Raw genomic sequence first — 22,976 nt, forward strand, 5'->3', positions numbered from 1 at the left:
CTACGGCAACTCGATCGGCCGGCCGCCGACGATCGTGCCGGCCGGAGCGCCGCGCAGCTTCCAGCCCGCGAAGGGCGTGTTGCGCGACTTGCTCTGAAAGGCGGCCGGTTCGACCGCGACTTCGCGGTCCAGGTCGATCAAGGTCACGTCGCCGGGCGAGCCCGGAGCCAGGCTGCCGCCCGGAACGCTCAGAATCCGCGCCGGCGCCACTGAGAGTAATTCGACCAACCGCGGCAGATCGATCACGCCCTGTCCTACCAGCCGGTCCAGGCACAGGCTGAGCGTCGTCTCGAGCCCCACCACGCCGTTCGGCGCGGCCACGAAGTCGAGTTCCTTCTCGTCCGGGTGATGGGGCGCGTGATCGCTCGCGATCGCGTCGATCGAACCGTCGGCGATGCCGACAACCAGGGCGTCGCGGTCGGAGGCGCTACGGAGCGGCGGGTGCATCTTGAAGTCCGGGTCGAGACCGGATTCGAAGACATCCTCGTCACAGAGCAGCAGGTGATGGGCCGAGACCTCGCTCGTGACCCGGCAACCGTCCGCCTTCGCGTCGCGGACCAGCGCCACGCTGCGCGCGGTCGACATGTGGGCCAGGTGGTAACGGCCGCCCGTGTCCGCGGAGAGCATCAGGTCCCGACCGACCATCACGTCGTCGGCTGCACCGGGAATCCCCTCGACCCCCAGCCGGGTCGAGCACGCGCCCTCGTGCATCACCCCGTCGCCCGAGAGTTCGAGCTCCTCCGCATGCTGGATCACCGGCAGATCGAAGTGGCGGGCGTAGCGCAGCGCCTGTCGCATGAGCGCCGCGTTCCAGACCGGCCGGCCGTCGTCCGACACCGCCACCGCTCCGGCCCGGCGCTGCGCGCCGAACTCGGTCAGTTCCCGCCCCTCGAGGCCTCTGCTCACCGCCGAGATCGGGTACACACGGGCGTAGCCCGCGCGTTCCGCCTGGCGGAGGATGAACTCGGTGACGGAGGGATCGTCGTTCACCGGCTCGGTGTTCGGCATGCAGGCGACCGCGACGAAGCCCCCCGCGGCGGACGCGCGCGTGCCGCTCTCGATCGTCTCCTTGTACTCCTGCCCCGGCTCCCGCAGGTGGACGTGCATGTCGATGAGCCCCGGCGCGACGACCAGGCCGGAGGCGTCCACCTCGCGTGCGCCGTCCGGCGTCCGGAGCTCCGGACCGCAAGCCGTGACCGCACCGTCCTCGATCAACACGTCGGCCGATCCGTCGAGTTCCTGGCTCGGGTCGACGACCCGGCCGCCCCGGATCACCAAGGCCGCGGTCACGTCACAAGGTCTCCGCGCCGCTCCTTGGCGCCTGCCAGGAGATAGAGAACCGCCATCCGCACCGCGACGCCGTTGGCCACCTGCTCGAGGATCACCGACCAGGGGCCGTCCGCCACTTCGCTGGCGATCTCGATGCCGCGGTTCATCGGTCCCGGGTGCATGATGATCACGTCGTCCGAAGCGCCCTTCAGGCGCTCCGCAGTGAGACCGAAGAAGTCGAAGTACTCGCGCTCCGATGGGAAGGTGGCGCGCGCCTGCCGCTCCAACTGCACCCGCAGCATCATGATCACATCCGCGCCGCGGGTCGCTTCGTCGAGCGAGTAGGCGACCGTCGCGCCGAGCGCCTCGGGCTCCTCGGGCATCATCGTGCGCGGGCCGGCCACGGTGACGTTCGCGCCCAGCCTGGAGAGGCAAAGGACATTCGAGCGCACCACCCGGCTGTGCGCCACGTCACCGACGATCGCCACCTTGAGGCCCTCCACTTCGCCCTTGTGGCGGCGGATCGTGAAGGCATCGAGCAGGGCCTGGGTCGGGTGCTCGTGGGCGCCGTCACCGGCGTTGATGACCCCGGCCGCGAGGCGCGCCGCCAGCGCGTGCGGCACCCGGGGGTGGGCATGACGGATCACCACGAGGTCGGGGGCCATGGCCTCCAGGTTGCGCGCGGTGTCGAGAAGCGTCTCGCCCTTGGACAGCGACGAACCCGAGGTGGAGAAATTGATGTTGTCCGCCGAGAGCCGCTTCTCCGCGATCTCGAAACTGGAACTCGTGCGCGTCGACGGCTCGAAGAAGAGGTTGATCACCGTCTTGCCGCGCAGGGTCGGCACCTTCTTGATCGGCCGCGCCGCGACCTCGACGAAGGACTCGGCCGTGTCGAGAATGTGGATGATCTCGGCCGTGGACAACTCGGCGACCCCCAGCAGGTCGCCGCGCTGCCACACGAGATCGCTCACCCTTCGCGCTCGAGGAGCTCGACCATCTCCTTGCCGTCGTCGGTGGCGGCGTAGGAGACCTTGATCACTTCGGTGTCCGTCGTCTGCACGTACTCGCCGATGCAGTCCGCGTGGATCGGCAGCTCGCGGTGGCCGCGGTCGATCAGCACCGCGAGCCGGATCGCCTTCGGCCGGCCGTAGTCCATCAGCGCGTCCATCGCGGCGCGGATCGTGCGGCCGCTGTAGAGCACGTCGTCGCAGAGCACGACGATCTTGTCCTCGATCGGCGCCGGCAGCACGCTTTCCTTGACCACGGGTTGCGGCGCGATCGTCGAAAGGTCGTCGCGGTAGAGCGTGATGTCGAGGATGCCAACCGGCAATTCGACGCCCTCGGTGCGCACGATCTCCGCGGCTACGAAGTCGGCCAGCGGAACTCCGCGGGTGCGCACGCCGACCAGCATCAACGTGTCCGTGCCGCCGGCCCGCTCGACGAGTTCCGCGGCCATCCGGCGCATCATTCGCGCCATCTGGCGGGCATCGAACAGAGTCCTCTTGACGGTCAGTTCGGCCACTGGCGCGGGAGCGTATCAGCCGTCAGCCGCTCGCGCTATATGTTGTGGAAAGCCGGCGAACGCGACACAACCAGTTGTGACTTATGCATGAAAGCTGCTAAGTTCCCGCATGGCAGTCGGCCGCTCCGCTGCCCGAAGCACCCATGCTCAAACTGGAACGTCTCGAGGTCAACGGCTTCAAGACGTTCGTTGAGCCGATCACGAGCCGCTTCGCGCCGGGCATCACCGCGATCGTCGGGCCGAACGGCTGCGGCAAGAGCAACCTGGCCGAGGCGGTCACCTGGGTGCTGGGCGAGCAGAGCCCCAAGTCCCTCCGCGGATCCTCCATGGAGGAAGTCATATTCAACGGCAGCCACCAGCGCAAGCCCTTGGGGATGGCGGAGGTCAGCCTGACCTTCCTCACCGACGGCACCACGCCGCAAGCGGAGGATGGCCGGATCACAATCGGTCGCCGTATCTTCCGCGGCGGTGACGCCCAGTACCGGTTGAACGATCGCGTCGTCCGACTCAAGGACGTCCGCGACATCCTGATGGACACGGGTCTGGGCATCCGCGCCTACTCCGTGATCGAGCAGGGGCGAATCGGCATGATCCTGTCGGGCAAACCCCAGGACCGGCGCAAGCTCCTCGAAGAAGCCGCCGGCATCACCCGCTACAAGAACCGCAAGCGTCTGGCGTCGCTCAAGCTCGAGGATGCGACCGCCGCCCTGCTGCGTCTCGACGACATCATCGCCGAGGTCGAGCGCCGGCTCCGCTCGCTGAAACGGCAGGCAAACGCGGCCCGTCGTTTCGGGGAACGCCGGCAGGCCTACCGGGACCTGCTCGACGCCGTGTTGCGGGAGCGCTGGGTTTTGCTTCGGGCCGATCTGGACGATCTGGCCGAGACCCTGAAGCAGGAGACAGACCGGGAGGCCGACCTGCTGGCCGAACTCGCCCGCGGGAACGCGGAGTTCGCCGCCTGCCAGCACGCGATCGAGGCCCGCACCGAGGACGCCGTGCGCTCGAACGAGCGCCAGGCGAAGCTGCTCGCGACGATCGAGGGACGTCAGGCACAGATCAACGGCGCGCACAGCACTCTCGCTGAAATCGCCGAACGACTCGAGTCCGGCACCGAAAACGCCGAGCGGCGACGACGCGACCGCTCGGCGGCCGAAGAACGCCTGGCCGCTCTGCTCGGGAGGCGGCGACAGCTCCAGTCGAAGCGCGAGCAGGCCCTTGCCGCCGTCCAGGAGGATCGGCGGCGGATCGGTACGGCCGACGCCACGATCGCGGACGCCCGCAAGCGGCAGGGCCTGCTCCTGGACGAACTCTCGGCGTGCCGCGCGCACCAGCGCGAACTGCGCAGCCGCCTAGTGGCCGAACGCATCGGCAGCGAGAAGGCGGTCGATCGCCGCGAACGCGCGGATGAGGTCCTCCTTCGAAGCCGGGACGCGCTCAAGGCGATCGACGTGGAGCTCGGAGCCGTCCGCACCAAGATCGAGTCCCTGGAGGTGGCGCTGGACACGGAAACCGAGACCGCCCGGCGCGTGGCGGCCGCGCTCGAAGAGGACCGGAACCGCCGAAGGCAAGCACAGGTCGAACTCGAAGCCTGCCGCGAGGAACTGATCGAGGCGCAGAAGAGGGCTGCCGTGCTCGACGAACTGGGTCAGCGCGACGCCGAGCGGCGAAGCGAGATTCGCCGGGCCCTGCTCGAGTTGGGTCTCCCGGAACCCCGTTTCCTGGGAGACGAGGTGACCGTGCCCGAGGGCTGGGAGCACAGCCTCGACCTGTTTCTCGGTCCACTGCAGAGTGCCGTCATGACGCCCGGCGACGAAGACGCCCTGGCCATCGCCCGGGCGATCGGCGGCTCCGACTTCCAGGCAACCCTGCTGCGCGCCGGCAACGGCGCGAAGCGCCTCCCGCCGGTCGAGGATCCGGCGATCCTCGGCGACCTGTCCACCGCTCTCGGGCTCACCGAGGACGTTCGCGGCGCCCTTCCCCCCGCCTACCTCGTCGAGAGTCCGGAGGATGCCGACCGTCTGGCGCCGGACCATCCAGGCGTGGCTTTCCTGTGCCGGGACCGTCTCTGGATCGAGGCCGGCCAGATCACGGTGCGCGGCGAGCAGGCGGCGCTGGGCGCGCTCGGACGTCAGCGGGAGATGGAGGACCTGGAACGCTCGATCGACGAACTCGAAGAGCAACGTTCCACCCTTGGCCGAGAGATCGAGGCAGCTCGCGAGCGCATTCGCCGGGCCGCCGCGGAGGGCCAGCGCCTGGAGCGGGCGGCGGCGGAACTTCGCGAGCAACTGGCCGTGGCGAAGGCGCGTCTCGAGGACATCGGCGAACGGCGCGCCGCCCTCCGTGCCGAGCACCGGACGGCGCGGGCCGAACACGACGCACTGGAAACCGAGATCGAAGCGAGAGGGGCAAGGCGGTCCAGGGTCGAGAAGGAGATAGAGGACGCGGAGACCCGGCTCGCCGACCTGGAGCAGGCGACCGACGAAGCGAGCGCCGCCGTCGAACGTGCCCGTAGCGAGCGCGAAGAGCGCCTCACCGCCGGAGCCGGCCGGCAGGGTCAACTCGACCTGATCGAAGAGCGCGCCACATCGGAGCGAACCGAGCGGGAGCGCGTCGAGGGCCAGATCGCATCGCTCGATGAGGCCGACGCAGCGTGGGCCACCGAGACGGAGCGGCTACGCCGGCGAGTCGGCGAGCACGAAGCCGCCGCGGTCGCAGCGCGCCGGGAGCTGGAAGAGGCTCTCGCCGAGCGCACGAATGCACAGGATGAAGCCGTCGGCGCACAGCGAGCCCTCGACGACGAACGGGAGCGTGGCCGGAAGCTTGAGGCACAACTCCGGGAACAGGGCGCGCGCCGCGACGAGCTGCGCGGACGGATCGAGGAACTGCGGGTCCGGCAGGCCGGCCTGCAGCAGGACTCCGAGCACCTGGGCCGGGAGTACCACCAGGAGTTCGGGCGCAACCTGGACGACCTGGAACTTCGCGCGGTCGGCACCGACCAGGCGCCGGACCTGGACGCGATGACCGAGGAACTGGGACGGCGCCGAGCCCTGCTGGAGCGGATGGGGCCCGTCAACGTCCTCGCCGCCGACGAGTACGACGAGCACCAGGAGCGGCACGAGTTCCTGACCGGGCAACGGAACGACGTCGTGGAGTCGATCGAGAGCCTGAAGCGGACGATCCGCGACATCGACAGGACCTCGTCCGAGCGTTTTGTCGCCGCCTTCCGCGAAGTGAACGAGAACTTCGGGCGCACCTTCACCGAACTCTTCCGCGGCGGCGAAGCCGAGATGCGCCTGATGGACGAGGACGACCCGCTGGACTGCGGTATCGAGATCACTGCCCGGCCGCCGGGCAAGCGGGCGCAGAACATCATGCTGCTGTCGGGCGGCGAGAAGGCGCTGGCAGCGATTGCCCTGCTGTTCGCGCTGTTCCAGACGAAGCCCTCGCCCTTCTGCATCCTCGACGAGGTGGACGCGCCCCTCGACGACGCGAACATCCTGCGCTTCGTCGACATGCTGAAGCGGATGTCGGCCGACACCCAGTTCCTCGTCATCACCCACAACAAGTTGACAATGCAGGCGGCGAGCACGCTGTACGGCGTGACGATGGAGGAACACGGCGTATCGAAGATCGTCGGCGTCGATGTCGACGAGATGCACCCCGAGCAGCAGTTAGCGACCGCCTGAACCGGCCCACTGAGTGCGCCGCCCTGGGTGCGCCGGCCTTCTGGCCGGCATCCGGCCCGCCGCGAAGCAGCCGCGCTGGTACGCTGACGCCATGAACCGCGCAGCCCTCTCTACCCTCGTCCTCGCCCTGGCCACCGGATCCGCGGCCGCGGCCGACCGCGACGCGCCCACCTTCTACGCCGACGTGCTTCCGGTGCTCCAGATGCACTGCCAGGACTGCCACCGCCCCGCGGGAGCCAACTACGGCGGCATGAGGGCGCCGATGGCCTTGACCACGTACGGTGAAGTCCGACCCTGGGCCCGCTCGATCGCACGCACGGTCGCCGCCCGCGAGATGCCGCCGTGGGACGCGCACCCGCAACATGACGGGACGTTCGCCAACGAACGCGTGCTGGGACCAAACGAGATCGAGATCCTGGTGAACTGGTCCACGTCCGGCGCCGCCGCCGGCGACGCGGCGGACGCCCCACCGCCGCGCGAGTTCCCGAGCACGGGCGGCTGGGTGGTCGGCGAGCCCGATCTGGTCGTGACGATGCCGGAGCCCTACTTCGTCGAGGACGACGTCGACGACCTCTACGCCGCATTCTCCTACGTCCTCACCGAAGAGGATCTGCCCGAGGACCGCTGGGTGGTCGCCTTTCAGTGCAAGCCGGACAGCGACGTCATCCACCACTTCAACCTGCACCTGCTGCCGCCCGACGAGAACGGCGATCTGCCACCGCCACCCGAGTTCCCCAACCAGGATCAGATCGCGCCCTCGCCCGAGAACGCCGGCAGCTACATGGGCGGCGTCTCGTCCGGCAGCGACGCGAACCGCTACCCGGAAGGGTACGGCTTCCTGCTCAGGAAGGGCTCGCGGGTGACCTTCGACATCCACTACCACAAGGAGGCGGGAGCGGGCACCGGCGTGTGGGATCAGTCGTCGATCGGTTTCGTCTTCGCCGACGAACCCGTGACTCGCTCACTGGGCTCGGGCCTCCGGCCGATCATGAACTTCACCTTCGCGATCCCGCCGAACGACGGCAACCACCAGGTAGGCCCCTACTCCACGGTCGCCCGTCACGACACGGACATCATCGCCCTCATGCCGCACATGCACATGCGCGGCAAGGCGGCGCGCTTCGAGGCCTTCTACCCCGACGGCACCACGGAGGTGCTGCTCGACGTGCCTCGCTTCGATTTCTCCTGGCAGACGGTCTACTACTACGACGAGTTGAAGCGCATTCCCAAGGGCACCCGGATCGAGTACACCGCCTGGTACGACAACTCCGCCGCCAAGGCGGCGCAGTACGGCTTCGACTCGAGCCGCACGGTGCGCTTCGGTCAGCCGTCGACCGACGAGATGATGATGGGCTTCATGATGAGTGCGGCGGCTCCGGAGGGCGAACCGTAGAGTTCTCATCCCGCGTCCGCGACAGCCGGTCCGCCGTCACGAGAAAGGCGCCGGCGATCACCAGCCCCAACAGCTCCCGGCTGTGCTCGATGTACATCCTGTCGGCCGACATCGGCGCCCAGAGGTCGCTGGTCGGACGGTGGAAGACCCAGTCGACGAAGCCGGGAAAGGTCAGCGCGACGCCCGCCAGGGTCACCGCCGCCAGTACAAGGAACGCGACCCTGGACAGCCTCCCAAACGCGGCAACCATGCAGGCGAAAGCGATCGCCGCGTAATAGGTCACCCAGATCAGCGGATCCGGGTCGTTGACCTGCAGCAGCGCGAAGACCAGCATGGCGAGGCCCAGCACGAGGGGCACAGGGAGTGGGCGTCGCCTGCCGCGTGACTTCGGCACCGCTCGAAACTAGGGCCTAGCCCCACGGAACGCAACCGAGCCGGAGCCGGGCGCAAGGACCTGGCCGTTCATCTTGTTCAGTCTTGACAAAACAAACCGGATGTTCCAACATCTCTGACTCATGACCGTCTCCGAGCCGATTCCCGCTTCCGACCAGTCCGCAGAAACCGCCACGCCCTCCGAGATGAGCCTCCGCGCCGCCGAGGAGCGCTTCATCGAGGGCATGGGGCTGGCACTCGAAGAAGACCGCCTGCCCCGGATCGCGGGCCGCCTCGTCGGGCTGCTCCTCCTGTCGCCGCGACCCGTCCGCTTCGACCTCCTCGCCGAGCGCCTGCGCGTCAGCCGCGGCAGCATCAGTACGAACACCCGGTTGCTCGAGAACATGGGCGTGATCGAACGCGTCACCCGCCCGGGCGACCGCCGCGACTACTTCCAGATCAACGAACAGCCCGGTCTGCTGCAACGCGTCATCGACCGCTTCCGCGCCCGGCAGGCAATGGCAGCGGAGATGAAGCAGGCCCTCGGACCGGAGCCGGGCGACGCCGCGGTCGTCCAGGCGCGCCTCGATGGGCTCATCCGTTTCTACGCCATCCTGGCCGACAGCTTCGATTCGGCGCTCGCCGCCTTTGGGCAGGGGCCGGACCGGGTCGCTTCCTGACCGCAAGCAGGATCACACCGAGAGAGAACGAACCCATGGCCATCATCCGACCCGGAACAACCCGCTCCGGCCCCGCTCCCCGCCGCCGCCGGCTGAAAGGCCCGTGGATCGCGGTCGCCGTGGCCGGAACGCTCGTCCTGGCCGCAGCGGCCGTCATTGCCCTGACACGCGGCCCACAGTCGGGACCGGTACCCGGTGCCGACGCGACCCTGGCTCAGGCGGTTCCCGTGCGGGCGGAAGCCGCCCGACGCGGGCACCTCTCCGTGCGCACCGCCTACTCGGGCGAACTCGTGGGTGAAGTCTCCGATATCTCGCCCCAGGTTTCGGGGCTTTTGGTCGACGTGCCGGCACGAATCGGCCAGCGAGTCGCTGGCGGCACGGTGCTTGCCGTGATCGCGGACGTCGAAGTGAGGAACCAGCTCCAGGAGGCACGCGGCCAGCTCGGTGTCGCCGAAGCGAACCGCGATCGCGCCGCCGCCGAACTCGTCGGCGTCGAAGCCGACTACCAGCGGGCGATGGAGCTCTACGACCAGGGTCTACTCTCCGAGCAGGAACAGCAGCAGGTCACTTCCCAGTACGCGACGACCAAGGCGAACCTGGCCGCCGGCGAAGCCCAGGTCCAGCAGTCGGCCGCTCGCGAGGCGCTGCTTGCCGAGCAGTTCGCGAACACACGCGTGCGAGCCCCCTTCGATGCCGTCGTCTCGGACCGCTACCTGGACCGCGGCGCCCTGGTCCAGCCGGGCACGCCGATTCTGCGCCTTGTCGAGGAGGCGCCGCTCCTGGTCCAGTTCCGAGTGCCGGAACGGGATCTCTCCGCGGTGCAGACCGGCGCCGCCTTCGACGTGGCCACCGAGGCGACGGGCGAACGAACCTTCTCCGGCATCGTGCGCCGGGTAGCCGGCGAGGTACGCCGCAACGACCGCACCGTCCTCGTCGAGGGCGAGCTGGCCGAGACGGACGAACTGCTGCTGCCGGGCATGTACGCCGATGTCTCCGTCAGCCTGCGTGACCTCGACAACGCCCTGATCGTGCCCGGTACCGCCCTGCTGGAACGCGTGGCGATGGACGGCGCCCGCTCGGTCGGTGTCCTGGTGCCGGTCGACGGTCTGGCCGAGTGGCGGAGGGTGACCGTCGCCGGGCGTTCCGGCGAGTTCAGCGCCGTTGAGGGCCTGCTCGAAGTCGGCGACCTGGTGCTGACCCTGGGGCACGACCAGCTCGGCAACGGCGCGCCGGTGCGGGTGGTCCGCAATGAGCCCGAGCCCTCCCCCACCGGTGCCGCCGGATTCTGAGGCCGACGATGAACCTTCCCCGTCTCTCCGCCAACCGCCCGGTGGGCGTGACCATGCTCTACGTCTGCGTCGTCGTGGTCGGTCTGGTCGCGGTACGCCAGCTCGCCGTCGACCTGATGCCGGAAGTCGACATGCCCCGCATCTCCATCACGACGACCTACGAGGGAGTGGCGCCGGAGGAAATGGAGAGCCTGATCACCCGGCCGGTCGAGCAGGCACTGTCCACCGTCACCGGCCTCGACCAGTTGAACTCCATGTCCGCGGAGGGCATGAGCAGCATCCAGGCCCAGTTCGACTGGGGCGTCGACCTGAACGAAGTCGTGAACGACATCCGCGAGCAGCTCGACTTCGTGCGGGGCATGCTGCCGGAGGACGCCTCCGAACCGACCCTGTTCAAGTTCAACCTGTCCGACATGCCGGTCGTCTTCCTGGGCCTGTCGGGCACGGGCGACGCGCGCCAGGTCCGCCACATGGCCGAACAGACGATCAGCCGGCGGCTGGAACGCCTGCCCGGCGTCGCCTCGGCGGAAATCCAGGGCGGCCGCGTGCGGGAGATCCAGGTCCAGCTCGCCGCCGACCGGATGGCGGCGCTCGGGATCACGCCCAGCGAGGTCACGATGGCCCTGTCCCGGGAGAACCGCAACGTCTCCGCCGGCGACATGCTGGAGACCGGGCGAGAGGTCCTGATCCGCGCGATCGGCGAGTTCGAACGCAAGGTCGACGTAGAGAACACGATCGTGGCCATCCGCGACGGCCGGCCGATCCTGGTGCGGGACGTCGGACGGGTCGACGACGGCATCCGCGAGTTGACCAACGAGCTGTGGATCAACGGCGATCCGGGCATGCGGATGTACGTGATGAAGCAGTCCGGCGCGAACACGGTCGAGGTCGTGGACCGCTTGAAGCGCGAGATCGACGCGATCAACCGCGACTACGCCGGCCGCGCCGAGATCACGATCCTCATGGACGGCGCCGAGTTCATCCGCCAGGCCGTGAACAACGTCCAGTTGGGGGCCCTGTTCGGCGCCGCGCTGGCCGTGCTCGTGCTGATGTTCTTCCTCCGCGACATGCGGGCGACCCTGATCGTCGGCGCGGCCATCCCGATCTCGGTGCTGGCGACGATCTCCCTGATGTACTTCAACGGCTTCACCCTGAACGTGATCTCCCTGGCCGGCATCGCGCTCGGCGTCGGCATGCTGGTCGACGGCTCCATCGTGGTGCTCGAGAGCATCTACCGCCGGCTCCACGAGGGCGAACGTCCTACCGCCGCGGCGATCGCCGGCAGCAACGAAGTGGCGATGGCGATCGCGGCCGGCACACTGACCACCGTGGCCGTCTTCCTGCCGGTGGTCTTCATCTCCGGATTCGCCGGGATCTTCTTCAACCAGTTGGCGATCACCGTCAGCTTCGCCCTGCTCTGCGCGCTATTCGTCGCCCTGACACTGATTCCGGCCGCCGCCGCCCGCTGGCTGCGGGAGGTCCCGAAGAGCCGCCAGGTGACGGACGAGTGCGTCGCCGCCCTCGGGCCGGTCGACATGGCCTATGGCCGGATGATCGAGTGGGCCCTCGGCAGGCCCGGCCTGGTGATGGCCACGGCCGTCGTGCTCCTGCTCGGATCCCTCGCCCTGGTTCCGGTGATCGGGCTCGAGCTGATGCCCGAAAGCGACGAGGGCCAGCTCAACATGCGGGTCGAGATGCCCGTTGGCGCTCCGCTCGACGCGACCACCGGCACGATGAAGGAGATCGAGAGTCGCGTCCGTGGCGCGCTGAGACCCGACGAACTCGACAGCCTGATCACGACCGCCGGTCCCGAGAGCTGGTGGCGGCCCGCCCAGTCCAACCAGGGCACGATGGAGGTCATGCTCACCCCGCTGACCGATCGAAGTCGCGGGCAGGAGGAGATCCTCGCGTCGATCCGCCATGCCATCGCCGACGTGCCGGCGGCCCAGATCCAGCTCTACGCCTCGTCCAACAACATGATGATGCGGATGATGCGCGGCGGCCAGGACGCCCGTCTCGTCGTCGAGATCCGCGGCCACGACCTGGACCAGGGCAATGACCTCGCCCAGCGCGTGATCGATGCGATGGCCGCGGTCCCCGGGGTCGTTCACCCGCGGCTCGACCGCGAGTCCGGCCAGCTCGAGCGAACCCTCCGGGTCGATCGCGCCCGCCTCGCCGAACTCGGTCTCAACGGCAGCCAGGTCGCCGACGCGGTCGAGCACTACGTCCTCGGACGGGTGGCGACCAAGTTCCGCGACCAGGGCGACGAGTTCGACATCCGGGTCCAGCTCCAGCCCGAGGACCGGCTGCGCATCGAGCAGTTGCCGCAGCTCCCCATCGTGACTCCGCGCGGCGACATCGTGCCCCTGGGTTCGGTCGCCAGCATCAATCCGGGCGAGGGGCCCCTGTCCATCAACCGCGAGAACCAGGAGCGCTACATGCAGGTCCTCGCCGGCATCGACGGGCGGAGGTTCAGCGATGTGGCGAGCGACGTCGAGGCCGCTCTGGCCCGGGTCGAGACGCCCTACGGCTTCACCGTCGAGATGGGCGGTGAGCTGGAAGAGCAGCGCCAGGTCTTCGTGGAGTTGCTCATCGGCGTACTGCTGGCCGTCTTCCTCGTCTACACCGTGATGGCGGTCCAGTTCGAGTCTCTGGTCCAGCCCCTGGTCATCATGACCGCGGTGCCCTTCTCGCTGCTCGGCGTGCTCCTGACCCTGGCGGTCACGGGCACGACCCTGAACATGAACTCCTTCCTCGGCCTCGTCGTCCTGGTCGGCATCGTGGTCAACAACGCGATCGTGCTGGTCGACAACGTGAACCGCATGCGCCGGGATGTCGGCTGCACGCTCCGCGAGGCCCTGATCCGTGGATCGCGCCGCCGCCTGCGGCCCATCCTGATGACGACGCTGACCACCGCACTCGGCCTGCTGCCGCTGACCCTCGGACTCGGCGAGGGCTCCGAACTCCAGGCGCCCCTGGCGCGGGTCGTCGTCGGCGGTCTGCTCGCCTCGACCCTGATCACGCTGATCTTCGTGCCCTCGCTCTATCTGCTGGTCGAGCGCGGTCGGGAACGGCGACGCGCCATACGCGGCCGGCGGAAGGCGGCACGGAAGGCCGGCGTGCACCTGCCGCAAGCCGCGCCGGCGCTGCAGCGCTCCCGGGTTCAGGCCTGAACGCGCCGGACGCTCACTTCGCGCTGCCCCACCGGTACTGCAGCCGGGAGTAGTAGTACGCGCCGCTGACGTCGAAGGGCGAGCGGGTGCTGTACAGGTTGCCGAGCCGCATCGGCGTCGGATTGCCGTCGCCGGTCTCGCCTAGTGCGTTGCGAGCGCCGATCGCCAGCCGGGCTCCGGCCGGCAACGGGATGCCGACTTCGACGTCCAGCAGGTACACGCCGCCGAAGTCCACGGGGATGAACGGGTCGTACCAGCTGTCGTAGTAGCCGAGCCGCGCAAGCAGTTCGACCGGCCGCCGGGTCGAGGTGTGACGGCCCAGTTCGTGGTGCAGCGTCGCGTTCCAGCGCACTCCCGGCAGGGCCTCCTCCAGCTCCCGGATGCGCTGCTGGTCCAGGGTCAGCGGGTTGAAGTCCACCACTTCGGTCGAGGTCACGTTGAGCGCAAGGTCGAGCGTCGTGTGCCCGCCGGCCTGCGGCGGCCGCCAGGTGACGACCAGGTCCACGCCCTCCGTGCGGGTCTCGAAGTCGTTGGCGAAGAAGCGGAAGTTCGTGATGTTGCCGGCGCTCGTGATGCCTTCCGCGAGCAGTTGCTCCACCTCGAAGGGCTGGAGCTCGAACAGCCCGGTCACTCCCAGTCGATCGCTCACCTCGACGCGGAACACGTCCGCCGTGAACGTCAACGGGCCGCGCTCGAAGATCGCACCGGCGGCCAGGTTGACCGACTTCTCCGCGTCGAGGGCCTTGCCCCCGCGTAGCTCCGCGACCCTGGAGGCCGGCGGGATCGTGCCGTTGTTCACGAGTTCGAACCGCTCCGCGTCCCACTGCGTCGAGACGTTGAACGCGTTCTGCTGGCCGGGCGTCGGCGCCCGGAAGCCGGTGGACGCGCTCGCGCGGAGAGCGAGGGCCCCGGAGACCTGACGGCGGCCCGCGATCTTGCCGTTGAGCGTCGAACCGAAGTCCTCGTAGTCCTCCAAACGGACTGCCAGGCCCAGGTTCCACGACTCGTCGGGCGGACCGTACTCCAGGTCGCCGAACACCGCCGCGTTGGCACGGGTCCAGTCTCCCGCCGCGACCGGGCTGAACCCGGGGAAGCCGTTCGAGCCGGAACTGAATCCCTGCTGGGCATAGGGGCCGATCTGCCAGGAGGCGGGGTCGCCGAGACCGATCTCGAACCGCTCCTCGCGCCACTCCAGCCCGCCGGCCAGATGGAGTCGCTCGCCGAACTGACGCAACAGATCGAGATTCGCGCTCACGTCGCTCTGGCCGTAGAGGCCGGGCTCGAAGGATGTCGGGCTGAGCGGCCCGAGCGACGCGTTCACGCTGTCGAACAGCAGGAAGTCGATCTCGTTCCGGCCGCCGCTGACACTCACGTCCCAGATGGTGCCGGACGCGGTGAACCCGCGAACGCCGAGAACGAGCGAAGAGTCCACGCGGTCGCCTCCGAACACCGGCTGGAAGCCGCCCGGATAGAGCTCCTGGAAGCTGAAGCAGTTCGGATCGTTGAACACCCGGGCGAGCGCGTTCTGCTCCGGAAGCGCGTCCGTCACCCTGACGACCGGGCATCCCGCCGAACCGTTGGGCGTCCCGTCGGCCGCGTCCAGGACGTCGCCGATCAGCAGCGACGCGCCGCCGTCGCCGCTGTAGACCGCGTCCCGAGTGTTCGGGTTGCGGAAGAAGAAGTTCCTCGCCGTCACGTGACGGTCCGCATGGTTCGCCCAGCCGTAGAACCGTACCGTCCCGCTGCTGCCCAGCGGCCGGCCGAAGTTGATCCAGAACTTCACGTCGTCGTCGACCTCGGCCTTGCCCCACCTCTGCGCGGGATCGGCCACATGGGTGTTCCCCGCGGCGACCAGAGCCGCCGCATCCGCGCGCTGGATCGCGCGATTCGTCGGGTTGGCGCCGCCGACCTCGACGCTCAGATTGGCGAAACCGGTCTCGCCCCAGGGAAGACCGACGTTGCCGGCCACGGTGACGGACTCGCCGTCGCCCGCGTCGTACAGGCCGGTCAGCACCTCGAGCGAACCGCCAGAACGCGCGTCCTTCAGCAGGAAGTTCATGATCCCGGCGATCGCGTCCGAGCCGTACTGCGCCGAGGCGCCGTCCCTCAGGACCTCGACCTGACGAAGCGCGATGGCCGGAATCGCGGACAGGTCCGGTCCCTGGGCGCCGTGGGAGACACCGATTCGCGACCACAGGATCACGGCCCCGCGGTGCCGCCGCTTGCCGTTCACCAGCACCAGCGTGTGGTCGGGCGCCAGGCCGCGCAGGTTCGTGGGCCGCACGATGGTCGCCGCATCCCCGCTGATCGAACTGATGTTCAGCGACGGCACCACGGTGCGCAGAAGGTTGTCGAGGTTCGTCTCCCCCTGATGCGCCACGTGCTCCGCGGAGATCACGTCGATGGGCACCATCGATTTCGTCACCGAACGCTCCCGCGCCCGGCTGCCGGTGACGACGATCTCCTCGTGGACGTGTGCGGCCGGATCGTCGGACCCGGCTTCATCGTACCCGTCGTGCTCGTCGTCGCCGCCCTCTGCCGCGGCCTCCCGCTCGTCGGCATGCGAAGCCGCGTGGTCCTCCACTTGCTGGGTCCACAGCGAACGGGGCTGTGCGAAGCCGACGAGGAGCAGCGCAACCGCAGCGAGCCAAACGCTGCGGCTCAAAGAAGCACTGTCACCGCTCATTCGGCTCGGAATCGTCCCAGTTGCGGTCATGGAACCGCAACAAATCCGCACCGTGGGTCTCGTAGAACCACACCGGGTTGTGATCCACACCTGGTGCGATCAGGCGTTCTGCGGGAACGCCCAATCCGTACAGGTAGCCCAGGTACTCCAGGCTGGCCTCGTAGTTGAATCCCCTGCTGCCTGCCCAGATCAAGATGTTGAGTTGCGGCTGCATTCCACCTTGCGCGTAGGACCGGGCAAGGCTGTACGCGTCGTTACCTTTTCCGAAGTCAAAGGACCTGGCATTGGCACCCGCCACCCTTGGATCCCGTTCAACGCCGTCGTTCTCGAAGACCAGTCTTTCCACCGCATAGCCGGGGCCACCAGGTGCGGCTGAGATGAACAGGTGGGGATACCTGAACATGATCCGCGTAGTCCGTCGTCCCCCCTGGGAGAACCCCTGCAGGGCTCGCCCACCGCGGTGAGCCAGAGTGCGGTAGGTGTGGTCGATGTGTGGAATCAACTCCCGGACGAAGACATGTTCCCCGTTGGAATCCTCGTAGTCGTACCAGCTCACCTTGCCACCGTTCCCCCAGACGAAGATCACCGGGCGCACGGCACCCGAAGCAACGGCGGCATGCACGTGCTCGGCGATGCCGATGCCCGCCGATTCGCTGCCCGGTCGGCCGCCGTGCAGGTAGTAGATGACCGGATAGCGGGTCTGACGATTGGCAGCGTCGTCGTACCCTGGCGGAAGGTAGATGTAGTAGCCCACCGGAACACCCATGGACGAGCTTGTGAACGTCGCGTGAGTCACGCCCGGAACCCTGCGGTCCTCCGCGGGCGGGTTGACCCAGTTGAAGGGTCCGCGCCCGCGCCCGAGGAACGCCCGAATCTCGCCGGGATCCGCTCGGCCGTCTCTGTTGGCATCGAGCAGCGAGAACGCGCCCGGCATCACTTCGTCTTCGGTCAGCACCCCATCGCCGTTGCGATCGGCCATGAAGGCGTTTCCCGCCTGGCCATCCGCCTCGTTGGCCGGCTCCTGAGTTTCCGCCTGGGGACTGCCGGTTTGTCCAGCTGACGCCGCCGGCAACGGCTGCGTAGTCGCCAGCACCAGGAGCGCACTGGCGAGGTTGCGACTGACTCCCAACTTCTAAACCTCCGTCCGCCGTTTCGGTTCGACCTTGGCCACGGTGATCAGGGACTCCACGCAGTCGCGGAGGGACTCGTCGAAGGGGCGGAACGTGATGCCCGTCGCTGCCCGCATCCGGTCGTTGCGCAGCTCGACACCCGCCCAGATGCCTCGCAGTTCCTCCTCGCGCTTCTGTATGTGGTCGGGGTGGATCTCGGTGACCGCGGGCGTGTCATGACGGAGTTCCGGCAGTAGCCGGTCGATCCCGGCGTTGATCTCCTCTACCGCCACCGCATCGGCCGACCAGGCGATGAAGCGCTCGCCGTTCTTCACGCTGATGCTCTCGAGCAGGCGGATGTGGCACTCGGCATCGTCGCGCACATCGACCGTCATCCAGGGCCGGTAGGCCTGGTTCTGCTTGCACTCGCCCAGCAGCATCAGTTCGATGTTGTGCTGCCAGGGCCCCTTCTCCTTCTGATGCGCCGACAGGATCGGGCCGACGTTGTCGCCCGGGCAGCAGGTGATCGCGTCCCAGTGGCCGCTCTGCTCCGCCGCCTTGGTGAACGCCTGCTGAGCGTAGATCTTGCTCATCGAATAGCCGTGGCCGCGCTCCGGCGTCCGCTTCGGGTTCGACTCGTCCGGATACCGATCCTCGTAAAGTACCGGCCGGCGCACGAACTCGTAGATGTCGGCCTCCATGATGACGGCGGCGATGCTCGAAGTGACGACGATGCGCGTCACCGAACCCGACTTCTCGATGCTCGCGACGATGTGGTCGCAGACGTTCTTCACGTAGTCGAAGTCGTTGTAGTCGCTGACGTGGGCAATGTGCGCGACGCCGTGGCAGCCGGCGAAGATGTCGTCGAAGCAACCCGCCTCGTCCAGGTTCGCGGAGTGGATCGTCAGCCGACCGGAGGAGTAGCCAGGCATCTCCCGCAGAAAGGTCGTCTTCTCCGGATCGTCCGCGTCGCGCACGCAGGCGCGCACCCGGTAGCCCTTGTCGAGCAAGAGGCGGACCGTCCAGCCGCCGACGAAGCCCGCGCTGCCCGTGACCGCGACCGTGCCGCCCTTTGGGATCGGAGCCATATCGCTTTACCCTCCGTGGATTGGTTCGCGCGCGACGATAACCGACGGCGAACCTGCTAGCTTTACACCGCTTGACCGAGCGGCCCGTGAACACCGAATCCGTCGACAAGGTCCAGTGCGGCGACCGTACATACGACCTGCGCCGCCTGCGGTCGGACGACCGCGACGACGTCGTTACGCTCGCGCGTGCGCTACCCGAGATCGACCTGCAATTCCTGCGCTCCGATCTGACCGATCCGGTGATCGTCGAAGGCTGGATCCGTGACGCCAGTTCGGGCAGCAGGTTCACCACGCTCGCCCACCACGACGACGAACTGGTCGGCTACGGCAGCCTGAACCTCCGCGGCACCCAGTGGATGAGCCACCTGGGCGAGATCCGGGTGCTCGTCGCGGAGAATCATCGCCGCTCCGGCCTCGGCCGCGTACTGACCCGGCGCGTGTTCGACCTCGCGCACGACCTCGGTCTGCTCAAGCTGGTGGCGCAGATGACGCGCGAACAGATGGGCGCCCGCCGGCTCTTCGAACGGCTCGGATTCTCGCCCGAGGCCCTCCTCACCGACTGGGTGATCGACCGCTCCGGGCGTACTCGCGACATGATGATCATGTCGTACGACGTCGGTTCGGCGAAGCGGAGCCGCACCTGAGTCCCCGCCGGCGGCGCCTCCGCGTCGTCTCCTGGAACGTCAACGGCCTGCGCGCCTGCGCACGCAAGGGCTTTCTCGACTGGCTGGGAAGCAGCCGGGCGCAGATCGTCGGGCTCCAGGAGACCAAGGCCCGCGCGGAACAACTGGTCCCCGAGCTGCGCCGGCCGAGTCGCTGGCACACGGCGTTCTCGAGCGCCGAGCGGCCCGGCTACTCCGGTGTCGGCCTCTACTCGCGCCTCGAGCCGGCCTGGGTCCGGACCTCGCTCGGCGAACACCGCTTCGACGCCGAGGGACGCCTGCAACTGGCCCTGTTCGGCCAGCTGCTGGTGGCCAACGTCTACTTCCCCAAAGGCAGCGGCAGCAAGCGCGACAACAGCCGCGTCCCCTACAAGCTGGACTTCTACCGCGCGCTGTTCGATCAGCTCGACCAGGCCCGCGAGGCCGGCTACCGCGTCCTCGTCATGGGCGACTTCAACACCGCACCCGAACCGATCGACCTGGCGCGGCCGAAGCAGAACCGCAGGAACTCCGGGTTCCTGCCCGAAGAGTGCGAGGAGCTTCAGCGGTGGCTCGACGCCGGCTGGATCGACACGTTCCGCCACCTCCATCCGGACACGGTGCGCTATAGCTGGTGGCGTCAGGCGTATGGCGCCCGCGAGCGGAACGTCGGCTGGCGGATCGACCTCGTGCTCGCCTCGGAGGCCGCGATGCGCTTCGTCGACCGAGCCTTCATCCTCACCGGCGTGACCGGCTCCGACCACTGCCCGGTCGGCGTCGACCTCTCGGCCGAGGTGCTGTCGTGAGCCCGAGCGGCACCACCCCGAGCAGAGCGACCACCGTCGAGGGTATTCGCTGGCGCATGGCCGGCTTTTCCACCCCGGAGGGCCTAGCCAGGGGACGGAACTTCAAGCTGCGGCCGACCGACGTTCTCATCGCCACCTACCCCAAGGCGGGCACGACCCTGATGCAGCAGATCGTCCACGGCCTACGCACCGGCGGCGACATGGACTTCGATGAGATCACGGAGGCCGTGCCATGGCTCGAGCTGGCTCACGACCTCGGCCTCGACCTGGAGGCGCCGCAACGGGCCGAGCCCAGAGCGTTCAAGACCCACCTGAGCCGGGACCTGGCCCCGAAGGGTGGTCGCAACATCTTCGTCGTCCGCGACCCGGTCGATTCGCTCGTCTCCTTCTTCCACTTCTTCAGCGGCTGGGTCTTCGAGACCGGAACCGTCTCGCTCCGCGACTTTGCCCTCGACTTCGTCTTCCGCGGCACCCGGAGTGGCCGCTACTGGGAACATCTCTTGTCCTGGTGGCCGGAGCGCCTCGACCCGGACACCCTCTGGCTCTGCTTCGAGGACATCGTCGCGGACCTCCCCGCCGCGGTTGCCCGCGTCGCCGCCTTCCTCGGCCTCGACCCACAGCACCCGAACATCGAGATCGCGACCCGCCAGGCGTCGATCGACTTCATGCGCGAACACGGCTCGAAGTTCGACGACCACCTCGTCCGCCACGCCCGCAACGCCGCCTGCGGCCTGCCCGCCTCCGGCACCACCTCGAAGGTCCGCAAGGGCAAGTCGGGAGAAGGCTCCCGTGAAGCGCCGGAGGAGGTCCTGCAAAAGTGGGACCGAGAATGGAGACGCATCGTGGAGCCGGCCACGGGCCACGGCTCGTACGCCCGCCTGCGCGCCGCAGCCGGCTAACTACAGCAGGCCGCCCTCGGGCGCGGGCCGGGCGCGCTGGTTGTAGAGCAGCTTCTTCAGGCGTTCGCGTTCTTCGTCGGAGAGGTTCGCGTAGTCGATCGCTTCGCCGCTCGAGACGTCCATGCCGCGCTGAACCGCCGGACGAGCGCCGATTTCCTCGAACCAGCGCTTGAAGTACGGGAACTCCTCGATGTCCTGCTGCTGGTCCTGCCAGCGGACCGTCCACGGGTAGCAGATCATGTCGGCGATCGTGTACTCGTCGCCAATCAGGTAGCGCCGGTCGTAGAGGCGGTTGTTCATCACGCCGTAGAGGCGGTTCACCTCGTCGGTGAAGCGGCGCACGGCGTAGCTCTGGTCACCCTCCGTGTCGCGCAGGCGACGGAAGTGACCGCACTCGCCGGACTTCGGACCCTGGTTCGCCATCTGCCAGATGAGCCACTGGTTCACCTCGTGGCGGGCACGGAGATCCTGAGGGTAGAACTGCCCGGCCTTCTCGGCGATGTACATCATGATCGCGCCGGACTCGAACAGTGCGATCGGTTCACGGCCGTCGGCCGGCTCGTGGTCGACCATTGCCGGCATCCGGTTGTTCGGCGAGATCGCGAGGAACTCCTCCTTGAACTGATCGCCGAAGCCGATCCGGCAGGGCACGATGCGATAGGGCAACCCGCACTCTTCGAGCAGGATCGTGACCTTCTTGCCGTTCGGCGTCGGCCAGTAGTGCAGATCGATCATCGCGATGCTCCCCTGGAAGTGAAAGGCCCGGAGGTTAGCGGACCCGCCGACCCGCCCGCGATACGCTCTCCCAGCCCGCGCATGGATAGCGGGCCGGACAGGAGGAACAGAGTGCACGTCAGGACGAGGACATCGAAAGCAACGATCGCGCTGCTCGCGCTCGGTTGTCTGGCCACCGCCTCATCGGCGTCGGAACCAGGTGATGCCGAAGCTCAGCTTGCCGCCGCAATCCAGGCGGCGCCGGAAGACCGCCGGGACGGCGCGCGGGTGCTCGGCTGGACGGCCGATGGCAAGGTGGTGGAACTCCGCCCCGGCAGCAACGACCTCGTTTGCCTGGCCGCCCGCCCGGGCGACGCGCAGTGGAGCGTCGCCTGCTACCACGAGTCGCTCGAGCCGTTCATGGCCCGCGGCCGCGAGTTGGTCGCCCAGGGCATCGAAGGCCAGGAACGAATCGACATTCGCGAACGGGAGATCGCCGAGGGCAAGCTGGCCATGCCCCGCGAGCCGCGCACGCTCTACGTGCTCCACGGCAGCGGCTTCGATGCCGCGACCGGCGAGGTGAACGACGCCTACCTGCGCTGGGTGATCTACACACCGTACGCGACGCCGGAATCCACCGGTCTGACGACCCGCCCGGTTCCCGGCGCGCCCTGGCTGATGTTCCCCGGCACCGCGGGAGCGCACGTCATGATCAATCCTCCGCGCCCAGACGCCGATCAGTGAGCACCGCCTTCAGCGACAGTCCCTTCCGGGACATCGTCGGCCCGTCCTCCCAGTTCTACATCTCCCAACGACTCAGGCTCCACTACCTGAACTGGGGCAACGAGGACAAGCCGCCCCTGGTGCTGATCCACGGCGGCCGCGACCACGCCCACAACTGGGACTGGGTGGCAAACGCACTGCGCGGCGACTACCACATCGTCGCGCCTGACCTGCGCGGCCACGGCGACAGCGAATGGGCGATCGGCGGCATGTACGCGATCACCGACTTCGTCCTCGACATCGCACAACTGCTGGAAGCACTGGACCGTTTCCCGGTACGGATCGTTGCCCACTCCCTGGGCGCGAACATCGCGCTCCACTACACCGGCTTCTACCCGGGGAACGTCCACAAGCTGGTGGCGATCGAGGGCATGGGGCCGCCCCCGCGAATTCTCGCCGACCGGGTCAACGCGGCGGTGGACGAGCGGATGCGGGGCTGGGTCGGCAGCATGCAGAAGCTCGCGGGACGCCAACCGCGGCGCTACCCGTCGCTCGACGCCGCGGCCGAGCGGATGCAGGAGGTGAACAGCTTCCTGAGCCCCGAGCAGGCACGGCACCTCACCGTGAACGGCATGGCGCGCAACGAGGACGGCACATTCACCTGGAAGTTCGACAACTACGTCCGCTCATTCCCGCCCTACCGCTACGACGAGGAGGAACTGCGCAGCATCTGGGGCCGGATCACCTGCCCTACCCTTCTAGTACGCGGTACCGAGAGCTGGGCCAGCGACCCGATCGAGGACGGCCGCATCGAGGCGTTCCAGAACGCGGAGTTGCGCAACTTCGAAGGCGCCGGCCACTGGGTCCACCACGACCAGCTCGACGAGTTCGTCGCCGTGGCGCGGGCCTTTCTCACCGACTGACGC

General features: G+C 68.2%; 18 protein-coding genes. 10 read left to right on the forward strand and 8 right to left on the reverse strand.

Annotated features, from left to right (window positions below):
* Genes OXG83_06205 through pyrR form a run of 3 tightly spaced genes read right to left on the reverse strand, consistent with a single transcriptional unit; the run spans position 1 to position 2,782 of the window.
* On the reverse strand, positions 1–1,290 hold the full coding sequence (locus tag OXG83_06205; protein MCY3964608.1) for a dihydroorotase: 1,290 nt from the start codon (positions 1,288–1,290) through the stop codon (positions 1–3).
* A complete protein-coding gene (locus tag OXG83_06210) occupies positions 1,287–2,240 on the reverse strand; it encodes an aspartate carbamoyltransferase catalytic subunit (GenBank protein MCY3964609.1) in 954 nt (317 codons plus the stop codon). The genes OXG83_06205 and OXG83_06210 overlap by 4 nt, the downstream gene beginning before the upstream one ends.
* Positions 2,237–2,782, reverse strand: coding sequence for a bifunctional pyr operon transcriptional regulator/uracil phosphoribosyltransferase PyrR (gene pyrR / locus OXG83_06215; GenBank protein ID MCY3964610.1), 546 nt, complete (start codon positions 2,780–2,782; stop codon positions 2,237–2,239). Before pyrR ends, OXG83_06210 begins: the two co-directional genes overlap by 4 nt.
* 152 nt (positions 2,783–2,934) lie before the next feature.
* Here pyrR and smc point away from each other — a divergent pair, with 152 nt between their 5' ends.
* Both smc and OXG83_06225 read left to right on the forward strand, forming a co-directional pair.
* A complete protein-coding gene (gene smc, locus OXG83_06220; protein ID MCY3964611.1) occupies positions 2,935–6,477 on the forward strand; it encodes a chromosome segregation protein SMC in 3,543 nt (1,180 codons plus the stop codon).
* A 91-nt stretch (positions 6,478–6,568) separates the two neighbouring features.
* Positions 6,569–7,870, forward strand: a complete 1,302-nt coding sequence (locus OXG83_06225) for a hypothetical protein (GenBank protein MCY3964612.1) — start codon at positions 6,569–6,571, stop codon at positions 7,868–7,870.
* Here the strand turns inward: OXG83_06225 and OXG83_06230 are convergent.
* The gene (locus tag OXG83_06230; protein MCY3964613.1) at positions 7,833–8,228 is read right to left on the reverse strand and encodes a hypothetical protein; all 396 of its coding nucleotides are present in this window, start codon (positions 8,226–8,228) and stop codon (positions 7,833–7,835) included. The genes OXG83_06225 and OXG83_06230 overlap by 38 nt on opposite strands.
* A gap of 157 nt (positions 8,229–8,385) precedes the next feature.
* Here OXG83_06230 and OXG83_06235 point away from each other — a divergent pair, with 157 nt between their 5' ends.
* From OXG83_06235 to OXG83_06245, 3 genes are read left to right on the forward strand one after another with little or no spacing between them, the layout of a single operon-like run.
* The gene (locus OXG83_06235; GenBank protein ID MCY3964614.1) at positions 8,386–8,922 is read left to right on the forward strand and encodes a MarR family transcriptional regulator; all 537 of its coding nucleotides are present in this window, start codon (positions 8,386–8,388) and stop codon (positions 8,920–8,922) included.
* A gap of 35 nt (positions 8,923–8,957) precedes the next feature.
* Positions 8,958–10,211, forward strand: a complete 1,254-nt coding sequence (locus OXG83_06240; protein ID MCY3964615.1) for an efflux RND transporter periplasmic adaptor subunit — start codon at positions 8,958–8,960, stop codon at positions 10,209–10,211.
* 8 nt (positions 10,212–10,219) lie between these two features.
* Complete coding sequence (locus tag OXG83_06245) at positions 10,220–13,384, forward strand: efflux RND transporter permease subunit (protein ID MCY3964616.1); 3,165 nt, start codon at positions 10,220–10,222, stop codon at positions 13,382–13,384.
* A gap of 13 nt (positions 13,385–13,397) precedes the next feature.
* Here the strand turns inward: OXG83_06245 and OXG83_06250 are convergent, their stop codons facing one another.
* From OXG83_06250 to OXG83_06260, 3 genes are read right to left on the reverse strand one after another with little or no spacing between them, the layout of a single operon-like run.
* On the reverse strand, positions 13,398–16,070 hold the full coding sequence (locus tag OXG83_06250; protein ID MCY3964617.1) for a TonB-dependent receptor: 2,673 nt from the start codon (positions 16,068–16,070) through the stop codon (positions 13,398–13,400).
* Positions 16,060–17,199 (reverse strand): alpha/beta hydrolase-fold protein, encoded by a 1,140-nt coding sequence (locus OXG83_06255; protein ID MCY3964618.1) that lies wholly within the window; start codon positions 17,197–17,199, stop codon positions 16,060–16,062. The genes OXG83_06250 and OXG83_06255 overlap by 11 nt, the downstream gene beginning before the upstream one ends.
* 3 nt (positions 17,200–17,202) lie before the next feature.
* Positions 17,203–18,267, reverse strand: coding sequence for an NAD-dependent epimerase/dehydratase family protein (locus tag OXG83_06260; protein MCY3964619.1), 1,065 nt, complete (start codon positions 18,265–18,267; stop codon positions 17,203–17,205).
* An 86-nt stretch (positions 18,268–18,353) separates the two neighbouring features.
* Here OXG83_06260 and OXG83_06265 point away from each other — a divergent pair, with 86 nt between their 5' ends.
* The 3 genes from OXG83_06265 to OXG83_06275 are packed head-to-tail and all read left to right on the forward strand — an operon-like array spanning position 18,354 to position 20,613.
* The gene (locus OXG83_06265; GenBank protein ID MCY3964620.1) at positions 18,354–18,911 is read left to right on the forward strand and encodes a GNAT family N-acetyltransferase; all 558 of its coding nucleotides are present in this window, start codon (positions 18,354–18,356) and stop codon (positions 18,909–18,911) included.
* A complete protein-coding gene (locus OXG83_06270; GenBank protein MCY3964621.1) occupies positions 18,908–19,714 on the forward strand; it encodes an exodeoxyribonuclease III in 807 nt (268 codons plus the stop codon). Before OXG83_06265 ends, OXG83_06270 begins: the two co-directional genes overlap by 4 nt.
* Positions 19,715–19,770: 56 nt before the next feature.
* Complete coding sequence (locus tag OXG83_06275) at positions 19,771–20,613, forward strand: sulfotransferase domain-containing protein (GenBank protein ID MCY3964622.1); 843 nt, start codon at positions 19,771–19,773, stop codon at positions 20,611–20,613.
* Here OXG83_06275 and OXG83_06280 read toward each other — a convergent pair whose 3' ends face one another.
* Positions 20,614–21,348: a glutathione S-transferase N-terminal domain-containing protein gene (locus tag OXG83_06280; GenBank protein ID MCY3964623.1), complete on the reverse strand. Its 735-nt coding sequence runs from the start codon at positions 21,346–21,348 to the stop codon at positions 20,614–20,616.
* A gap of 111 nt (positions 21,349–21,459) precedes the next feature.
* Here OXG83_06280 and OXG83_06285 point away from each other — a divergent pair, with 111 nt between their 5' ends.
* Positions 21,460–22,071: a hypothetical protein gene (locus OXG83_06285; protein ID MCY3964624.1), complete on the forward strand. Its 612-nt coding sequence runs from the start codon at positions 21,460–21,462 to the stop codon at positions 22,069–22,071.
* Positions 22,068–22,973: an alpha/beta hydrolase gene (locus OXG83_06290; protein MCY3964625.1), complete on the forward strand. Its 906-nt coding sequence runs from the start codon at positions 22,068–22,070 to the stop codon at positions 22,971–22,973. Before OXG83_06285 ends, OXG83_06290 begins: the two co-directional genes overlap by 4 nt.
* Positions 22,974–22,976: the final 3 nt, after the last annotated feature.

Source organism: Acidobacteriota bacterium (genome assembly GCA_026707545.1).
Classification (GTDB): domain Bacteria; phylum Acidobacteriota; class Thermoanaerobaculia; order Multivoradales; family Multivoraceae; genus Multivorans.